Origin of the sequence: Methyloceanibacter marginalis, assembly GCF_001723295.1 — a bacterium.
Classification (GTDB): domain Bacteria; phylum Pseudomonadota; class Alphaproteobacteria; order Rhizobiales; family Methyloligellaceae; genus Methyloceanibacter; species Methyloceanibacter marginalis.
The window spans coordinates 1-8210 of the sequence record NZ_LPWD01000419.1; the positions used below are offsets into that span (position 1 = coordinate 1).

General features: G+C 64.8%; 9 protein-coding genes and 2 pseudogenes. 7 read left to right on the plus strand and 4 right to left on the minus strand.

Going from position 1 to position 8210, the window contains the following annotated elements; genetic code table 11:
- The 3 genes and pseudogenes from AUC71_RS14215 to AUC71_RS21505 form a co-directional block, all read right to left on the minus strand.
- Positions 1 to 252, minus strand: a pseudogene (locus AUC71_RS14215) (acetyl-CoA carboxylase carboxyltransferase subunit alpha); the annotation flags it as partial.
- 144 nt (positions 253 to 396) lie between these two features.
- A complete protein-coding gene (locus tag AUC71_RS14220; protein WP_280139324.1) occupies positions 397 to 1365 on the minus strand; it encodes a site-specific tyrosine recombinase XerD in 969 nt (322 codons plus the stop codon).
- Between the two features lie 29 nt (positions 1366 to 1394).
- The gene (locus tag AUC71_RS21505; protein WP_244500975.1) at positions 1395 to 1613 is read right to left on the minus strand and encodes a hypothetical protein; all 219 of its coding nucleotides are present in this window, start codon (positions 1611 to 1613) and stop codon (positions 1395 to 1397) included.
- Positions 1614 to 1709: 96 nt separating this feature from the next.
- Here AUC71_RS21505 and aroB point away from each other — a divergent pair, with 96 nt between their 5' ends.
- Both aroB and AUC71_RS14235 read left to right on the plus strand, forming a co-directional pair.
- The gene (aroB, locus tag AUC71_RS18130) at positions 1710 to 3539 is read left to right on the plus strand and encodes a 3-dehydroquinate synthase (protein WP_083238420.1); all 1830 of its coding nucleotides are present in this window, start codon (positions 1710 to 1712) and stop codon (positions 3537 to 3539) included.
- Positions 3536 to 4840 carry an HlyC/CorC family transporter gene (locus tag AUC71_RS14235; RefSeq protein WP_069624769.1) on the plus strand — a complete coding sequence of 435 codons (1305 nt, stop codon included), beginning with the start codon at positions 3536 to 3538 and terminating at the stop codon, positions 4838 to 4840. Before aroB ends, AUC71_RS14235 begins: the two co-directional genes overlap by 4 nt.
- Here the strand turns inward: AUC71_RS14235 and AUC71_RS14240 are convergent.
- Positions 4835 to 5116, minus strand: a complete 282-nt coding sequence (locus tag AUC71_RS14240; protein ID WP_069624770.1) for a BolA family protein — start codon at positions 5114 to 5116, stop codon at positions 4835 to 4837. The genes AUC71_RS14235 and AUC71_RS14240 overlap by 6 nt on opposite strands.
- Positions 5117 to 5238: 122 nt before the next feature.
- Here AUC71_RS14240 and AUC71_RS14245 point away from each other — a divergent pair, with 122 nt between their 5' ends.
- The 5 genes and pseudogenes from AUC71_RS14245 to AUC71_RS22850 form a co-directional block, all read left to right on the plus strand.
- The gene (locus tag AUC71_RS14245) at positions 5239 to 5865 is read left to right on the plus strand and encodes a J domain-containing protein (protein WP_069624771.1); all 627 of its coding nucleotides are present in this window, start codon (positions 5239 to 5241) and stop codon (positions 5863 to 5865) included.
- 87 nt (positions 5866 to 5952) lie between these two features.
- The gene (gene cobS, locus AUC71_RS14250) at positions 5953 to 6942 is read left to right on the plus strand and encodes a cobaltochelatase subunit CobS (RefSeq protein ID WP_069624772.1); all 990 of its coding nucleotides are present in this window, start codon (positions 5953 to 5955) and stop codon (positions 6940 to 6942) included.
- A 4-nt stretch (positions 6943 to 6946) separates the two neighbouring features.
- Positions 6947 to 7186, plus strand: coding sequence for a hypothetical protein (locus AUC71_RS22050; RefSeq protein ID WP_141701728.1), 240 nt, complete (start codon positions 6947 to 6949; stop codon positions 7184 to 7186).
- Positions 7092 to 8086 (plus strand): annotated as a pseudogene (locus tag AUC71_RS18140) (hypothetical protein). The gene AUC71_RS22050 and the pseudogene AUC71_RS18140 overlap by 95 nt, the downstream one beginning before the upstream one ends.
- Positions 8087 to 8106: 20 nt before the next feature.
- Positions 8107 to 8210 (plus strand): cobaltochelatase CobT-related protein (locus AUC71_RS22850; protein ID WP_425283398.1); only part of this gene is annotated, 104 nt, incomplete at its 3' end.

Sequence of the window (8210 nt, forward strand, 5' to 3'; positions counted from 1 at the left end):
CGTGAAGTCCCGAACCAAGCCTTGGATATAATGCTTGAAATGCGGCCGCTCAGGGTGGCGGGCGACTTGCGTCTTTTGCCACGGCGTGAGCTCCGCGTAGGTCGCCACCAGCGCATCGCGCGCCTTGGTCTCAAGCCGCGTGAGTTCCTCGTTGATTGACACGGATTCATCGCCGCCCGAGAGCGCCTTCAACTCGGCGACCTTGCTCTCAAGCTCCGCGATCGGCTTTTCGAAATCGAGATATGTACGCATGCAGCTTGGCTAGACCCCTTGGGAAACCCGGATTTTCCCGAGCGGGCATCCTTACGACAAAAGGAAAGACAACGGAAATCCGGTTGTAATTGGCCTCGTGACGACTGCCTGTCAACCGGCGGCCGCGTCGCGTCAACCCGGAGACTAGCGCCGTTTCGTTAAGTGAGCCTGAGCCAGCGGGTGATGCTGCTCCACTAGCCGGCGCAAGCGCTCCTCGATCACATGGGTATAGATCTGCGTGGTCGAGATGTCCGCGTGCCCCAGAAGTTGCTGGACCGTGCGCAAATCCGCGCCTCTCTCCAGAAGATGGCTGGCAAAGGCATGGCGCAGCACATGCGGCGAGACCCGGGCTGGATCGAGATTGGCGGCGAGCGCCAACCCCTTCAACTCCTGGCCGAGGCGCTGACGGGTGATGTGCTGCCCGCCGTCTCCGGTGGGAAACAGCCACAACGACGCGGCAAGCCCCTCGTCGTCCTCGAGCAGCACGAGATGCGCGGCCAGGGCGCCGCGCGCCGCCTCGTTCAGGGGCACGAGCCGCTCCCGTCCGCCTTTGCCGGTGATGGTCAGCACCCGGTCGTCCGCGGCGAGCACGTTGCGCGGCAGCGCGATCAGCTCCGACACGCGCAAGCCCGAGGCATAAAGCGTCTCGAGCAGGGCATAGAGCCGCAGGGCCCGCCGGCGGGGGGCGCCCTCGGCCGACGTGTCACAGGCCAGCTTGGCGGTTTCGATCAGGGTCTCAACCTCGGAGAGCGAAAGGATCTTCGGCAGCGGCCGGCCCAGTTTCGGACTGTCGATGGCGGAGGTCGGGTCGTCGGCACGCAACCCCTCCCCCAACAGAAAGCGGAAAAACTGGCGGATGGCCGAGAGCTTCCGGGCGCGCGAGGTGGGCGCCAATCCCTTGCCCGCGAGGCTTTCGAGATAGGCGCGCACATTATCGGCGGAGGCTTTTGCCGCGCTGCTCTTCTTGGCGGCGAGAAAGGCAAGAAAGTCGGAGATGTCCCGCGTATAGGCGTCGATAGTGTGGGCGGCGGCGCCGCGCTCGGCCATGAGCATGTCGAGGAAGAGCGCAAGCTCGGAGTCGTGTACGGCCTTCGCGTTCTTGGTCCCGGCCAAGGCTCTACCCCCTCGCCGGCGGCGCGGATCTATTGCGCGCGATGGGTCGGCGGCAAGGTGATGGACGGCTCTTTCGGCGTGGTGGAAGCGGTGGCGTCCGCAGCAAGGGGCTCCGCCTTGACGTTGCGCAAAGCTTTGGAGATTTCCTTGGGCTCTGGCTGAAAGTATTCGGCGAGCACATAAAGGCTTCCCGCGACGATACCAGCGATCGTCCCTAAAACCGCGAGGAAACGAAACAAAGTTGGCATCGAGGCGCTCGTGTTCCTAACTGTCTATTGGTCCCCAGCAGGGGGTCTATTATGACTCAAAACCACCGGGCGCCTTAACCCCCTACAATCCCTATCATGGACGATTCGACACTGTCCTGTCAGCATGGGACAAATCAAGGCTCCCCCAGCGAAGATGACCTTACGCGTGCTGAACATAGCAAGGACCGCGACCGGCAATTGGCGCAAATCCGCCAATTTCTGGGCACGCGCTCCGTCGTGCTGATCGGGCTCATGGGCGCCGGCAAGACGGCCGTGGGCCGGCGCCTGGCGAACTGGCTCGATCTGCCCTTCACCGACGCCGACAGCGAGATCGAGCAGGCGGCGGGCCAGAGCATCAAAGAGATTTTTGCCGAGCATGGCGAGCGCTATTTTCGGGACGGCGAGCGCAAGGTCATTGCCCGGCTCTTGGAAAGCGGCCCCCAAGTGTTGGCCACGGGCGGCGGTGCCTATATGAACCCGCAGACCCGGGCCGCCATCGAGCGGACGGGCATCTCGATCTGGCTCAAGGCGGAGTTGCGTGTGCTCATGAAACGTGTCGGGCGCCGCGACAACCGGCCCTTGCTTGCCGTGGACGACCCCGAAACCGTAATGAAGACGCTGATGGCAGAGCGCAATCCCGTCTATGCACAAGCCGACATCACCGTTGAGAGCCGCGAAGTGCCTCACGAGGTGATCGTCGGCGACGTGATCGACGCGCTCGCCGCAAAACTCGGCTGCGATGCGATGCCCGCGCAAAAACCGCGCCGCAAGAAGGTGCACTGGGCGACAGCACGGCGGGACTCGCCGCCGGTACAAACGAGACGAGCATCGACCGCTGGCGGAGCGCGGCTATGCGATCGTCATCGGCGAGGACCTCATCGCGCCGCGGGTGCGCGTCTGAAGGCGCTTCTGCCCAGTGCACGCTTCGCCGTCGTCAGTGACGCAAATGTCGCCGACCTTCATCTCGCGCCGCTCAAGACGAGCCTCGAGAAAGAAGGCGTGTTTCTCGGCTCGGCCACGGTCGCGCCCGGCGAGGCGAGCAAGAGCTTTCCCGTGCTGGCCAAGCTGTGCGAGACGCTGCTCGATCTCGGCGTCGAGCGCGGCGACTGCGTCATTGCCTTTGGCGGAGGTGTCGTGGGCGACCTTGCCGGCTTCGCCGCCTCCATCCTGCGCCGCGGCGTGCGCGTCGTGCAGATGCCGACCTCGCTCCTGGCCCAAGTCGACTCGGCCATCGGCGGCAAGACCGGCATCGACACCAAGCAGGGCAAGAACCTGATCGGCACCTTCCATCAGCCGAGCCTCGTGCTCTCCGACGTTTCGCTGCTGTCGACCTTGAGCGACCGGGAGTTTCGCGCGGGCTACGCCGAAGTGGCGAAATACGGGCTCCTCGGAGATGCACGGTTCTTCGTCTGGCTCGAGGAGAACTGGAACGACGTCTTCGCAGGCCAGGACGGCAAGCGCCGCCACGCCGTTGAGACGAGCGCCCGCGCCAAGGCGGAGATCGTCGCCGCGGACGAGCGCGAGTTGAGCGGGAAGCGCGCCCTGCTCAATCTCGGCCACACGTTCGGCCATGCGCTGGAAGCCTTCGCCGGCTACTCCGACCGGCTGCTGCATGGCGAGGCCATCGCTATCGGCATGCGGCTCGCCTTCACCTACTCCGCCGAACACGGCTTGTGCGCGGAAGACGACGCTGCGCGCGTCGCGCAGCATTTCCGCGCCGTGGGCCTTCCTACCGAGATCGCCGCCATTCCCGGCGGCACGCCGACGCCCGGCGAGCTCTTGCGCCTCATGGCGCAGGACAAAAAGGTCACCGGCGGCAAGCTGGTGCTCGTGCTCGTGCGCGGCATCGGCCAAGCCTTCGTCGAGAATGACGTGTCCATGGAGCAAGTGACCGACTTTTTGAAGCGGGAGTGTGCGCGAGCATGACCCTCGCATTAGGCCTTACGCTCGGCGCTATCGTTGGCCTTCTCGTCGTTTCCGCCTTCTTCTCAGGTTCGGAAACGGCGCTGACGGCCGCGAGCCGCGCGCGCATGCACGCGCTCGAGGAAGATGACAACGTCCGGGCCAAGCTCGTGACCCGGCTGCTCTCCTCGCGCGAGCGGCTGATCGGCGCGCTCCTGCTGGGCAACAACCTTGTCAACATCGCCGCGTCCGCGCTGGCCACCAGCCTCTTTCTCGGGCTGTTCGGCGAGGCCGGCGTTGTCTACGCCACCATCGTCATGACCGTGGTCGTGGTCGTGTTCGCCGAGGTGTTGCCCAAGACCTACGCCATCCTTAACGCCGACCGCATGGCGCTGGCCGTGGCGCCGATTCTCAAAGTGCTTGTCGCCGTGCTGGCGCCGGTGACCGCGACACTGCAGTTCCTCGTGCGCCATACCTTGCGCCTGTTCGGCAGCTCCATCGCCGATGACGCCGACGTGCTGTCGGCGCATGAAGAAATCAGAGGCGCCATCGAGCTGCACCACAAGGAAGGCGGCGTGGTGAAGCTCGATCGCGACATGCTGGGCGGCGTGCTCGACCTGCGCGATCTCGCCGTGTCGGACATCATGGTGCATCGGACCAACATGGACGCGATCGACGCGGATCTGCCGCCCGGCGAGATCGTCGATGCTGCGCTGAGGAGCCCGCATACCAGGCTGCCGCTTTGGCGCGGCGAGCGCGAGGAGATCGTCGGCGTTCTGCATGCACGGACGCTGCTTCAGGCCTTGCGCGATTCAAAGGGCGACGTTTCCAAGATCGATGTCATGACGCTCGCCGCCCCGCCTTGGTTCGTGCCGGACACCACGACGCTGAAAGATCAGCTGAACGCCTTCCTCAAGCGCAAAGCCCATTTCGCCATCGTCGTCGATGAGTACGGCGAGGTGATGGGACTACTGACCCTGGAGGACATCATCGAGGAAATCGTCGGCGACATCACCGACGAGGACGACATCGCCGCGGCTCTCGCCAAACCGCAACCGGACGGCTCGCTGATCGTCGACGGGCTGGTGCCGATCCGCGACGTGAACCGGCTCATGGAATGGGACCTGCCGGACGAGGAAGCGACCACCGTGGCCGGACTCGTCATTCACGAGGCGCAGACCATCCCCAATCCGGGCCAAGCCTTCACCTTCCACGATTTCCGGTTCGAGGTCTTGAAGCGCCACCGCAACCGCATCACGAGCTTACGCGTGATGCCGCTGGACAAGCACCGCGCCGAGACCAAGGAAACCGACGCGGCCTCATGAGGCCCGCGCGCCCTCTTCCGGGCTGAGCGCGGTGATGGCGAGCGCGTGGATCTTACCCGCGAGTTCGTCGGCCAGAACCGCATTCACCATGCGGTGGCGCTCCACCCGCGACTTGCCGGCGAAGGCTTCCGACACCACTTTAACGGCGAAGTGGCTTTCGCCAGTGCCGGGTGACCCCGCATGGCCCGCGTGGTGATGGGACTCGTTGACCACATCGAGCGCCACCGGCGCGAACGCTTGGGCTAACTTCTCTTTAATCGACTGTTCGACGTTCATGCGTAGGACTGTCCTCGGTTCCAACGATGCCGTGCGCGGCAGTTAACCGGCCAGACTATCGCTATTGTCATCGTGGAGCCATTCTTGTTGTGACCAATACAGCTTCCCATAATGCCGATTCCATGAAGCTCGATTCAAAATTCTTCGACCGCCTCCGCGTCAAGCCCGACGAGAACCGTCTGCTGCGCGATACCTGCCCCAAATGCGAGTGGGAGGGGTGCGGCGAGCCCGGGCTCTACCCGGCGCCGAAAGGCCGTGGCCTCGAAGGCCAGTATCACCGCTACTGCCTCGACCACGTGCGCGCATATAACAAGGGCTACAACTACTTCTCGGGCTTGCCCGATGATGACGTGGTCGAACAGCAGAAGAGCGACTCCATCGGCAACCGCCCAACCTGGTTCGTGGGCGTGAACTCCTGGGCGCGCAATCGGGCGAAAACCGCCGCACGCAAGGGCGGCTACGCCCACCGCTTCGAGGCCCAAGACCCCTTCGGCCTGTTTGGCGAGAACGCGCCCGGCGGCGCGAAGCCCGGCGCGGCGCCGAACCGGCCCCTCAAGCGCCTGGAGAAGAAGGCGCTGCGTCAGCTCGATCTCGAGGACAATGCCACCAAGGGGGACATCAAGGCCCGCTTCAAGGAGTTGGTTAAGAGGCTCCACCCGGATCACAACGAGGGGGACCGATCCTCGGAGGACAAGTTGCGCGAAGTGATCCAAGCCTATAATTATCTAAGACAGGCGGGGCTTGCATAGGTCGCTGGGCCGGCCCCCACCAAAATCAGGGTTTTACGGGATTCCGGGACCCTCACTGAAACGCGACACACAGGCTCATCATCGATCATGACACTTGAAGCTGCCCAGAACGGCGCCGGTTTGCCGGACATGACGGTATCCGTGCGCCAAGTCTTCGGCATTGACAGCGATTTGGAGGTGCCGGCCTACGCGCAAGCGGACGAGCACGTTCCCGATCTCGACCCCGACTATCTGTTCAACCGGGACGTGACGCTCGCCATCCTTGCCGGATTCAAGCACAACCGCCGCGTAATGATTCAGGGCTATCACGGCACCGGTAAGTCCACCCATATCGAGCAGGTCGCGGCCCGGCTCAACTGGCCGTGCATCCGCATCAACCTCGACAGCCACGTGAGCCGGATCGATCTCGTCGGCAAGGACGCCATTGTCATCAAGGACGGCATGCAGGTGACCGAGTTCCGCGAGGGCATCTTGCCTTACGCGCTCCAAACCAACACGGCGCTCTGCTTCGACGAGTATGACGCGGCCGGCCCGATGGTGATGTTCGTCATTCAGCGGGTTCTGGAAGTCTCGGGCAGGCTCACCCTGCTCGACCAGTCGAAGGTGATCCGGCCGCATCCCTCGTTCCGTCTGTTCGCCACGACGAACACGATCGGGCTCGGCGACACGAGCGGCCTCTATCACGGCACTCAGCAGATCAACCAGGGTCAGATGGACCGCTGGTCCATCGTCGCCACGCTGAACTATCTGCCCCATGAGGACGAGGTGAATATCGTTCTGGCCAAGGCCAAGTCATGGAACACCGAGAAAGGCCGAAAGGCCGTGTCCAACATGGTCCGTGTCGCGGAGCTGACCCGCAACGCCTTCATGAACGGCGACCTCTCCACGGTGATGAGCCCGCGCACGGTGCTCACCTGGGCGGAGAACGCCGAGATCTTCGGCGACGTGGGCACCGCCTTCGCGCTCTCCTTCCTCAACAAGTGTGACGAACTGGAGCGCGGCCTGATCGCCGAGTTCTATCAGCGCTGCTTTGGTGAGGACTTGCCGCAATCGACCGCCAACGTGGCCTTGAGCTGACCCCATGACCGCGAACAAGCGGAAAGAGGCGCCCCTCGATCCGTTCAAACGTGCCGTGTCGCTCACCACCCGGTCGCTCGCCGCCGATAGCAGCGTCGAGGTGGTGTTCTCCACGGAGGCCCCCGGGCCTTGCGGGCAAGACCGCGCGGGTGCCAGAGCCCTCTCGCGTCCCGACCCGAGAGGAGATCGCGGTGATCCGCGGTCACGCGGACGCGGCCGCCCTGTCCATCTCCTGCCACGATGACGGGCTCCATAAGGCGCTCGCGCCTACAGGCGCGATGCCCGCTCCGTGTTCGAGGCGATCGAGCAGGCCCGCGTGGAAGCAATCGGCGCGCGGCGCATGGACGGCGTTGCGGCCAATCTGACCGCGCGCGTGGAGCAGCGTTACGCGCGCAGCCGCGTCACCGAAGAGACCGAGCGCAACGAGGCACCGCTCCCCGATGCGCTGTCACTCCTCGTGCGCGAGCGGCTGACCGGCGCGGCGCCACCCGCAAGAGCCCGGCCCCTGGTCAATCTGTGGCGTCCCTGGATCGAGGAACGCGCCCGCAACCTGCTCGACCGCATGCCCGACACCCTGGAGGACCAGGAGGCCTTCGGCCGGCTCGCCCGCGACGTGCTCGCGGCGCTCAATCTGGCCGACCAGCTCGATCAGGGCGAGGAGAACGAGGATAGCTCCAAGGACGGCGAGTCCGATCCCAATGCCTCCGACAACGAGGACCAAAGCGCCGAGGGCCAAGACCGCGCCGAGTTGGCGCAGGAGACCCGCGGCGAGCCCGACGACGACTCCGAGGAAACCCTGGAGGACCAGGACGACGGGCCACCGATCAGCTCGACCGCGACTCCGAGGCCGCAGACCTGCCGCGCCGCTCCGATCCCTGGCGCCCCAACACCTCCGTGCTCGATGACCCCGAAGCCTTCGGCTACAAGGTGTTCACCCGGGCCTATGACGAGATCATCGACGCCCCGGATCTGTGCGACCTCGAAGAGCTCGATCGGCTGCGCGCCTTTCTCGACAAGCAACTTGTGGCGCTGCACGGGGCCGTGGCCCGTCTCGCCAACCGGCTTCAGCGCCGGCTGCTCGCCCAGCAGAACCGCGGCTGGGACTTCGATCTCGACGAGGGCATGCTCGACGCCGGGCGGCTGACCCGCGTGATCATCGACCCCATGCACCCGCTGACCTTCAAGCAGGAGCGCGATACCCAGTTCCGCGACACGGTGGTGACGCTTCTGCTCGACAACTCCGGCTCCATGCGCGGCCGGCCCATCAT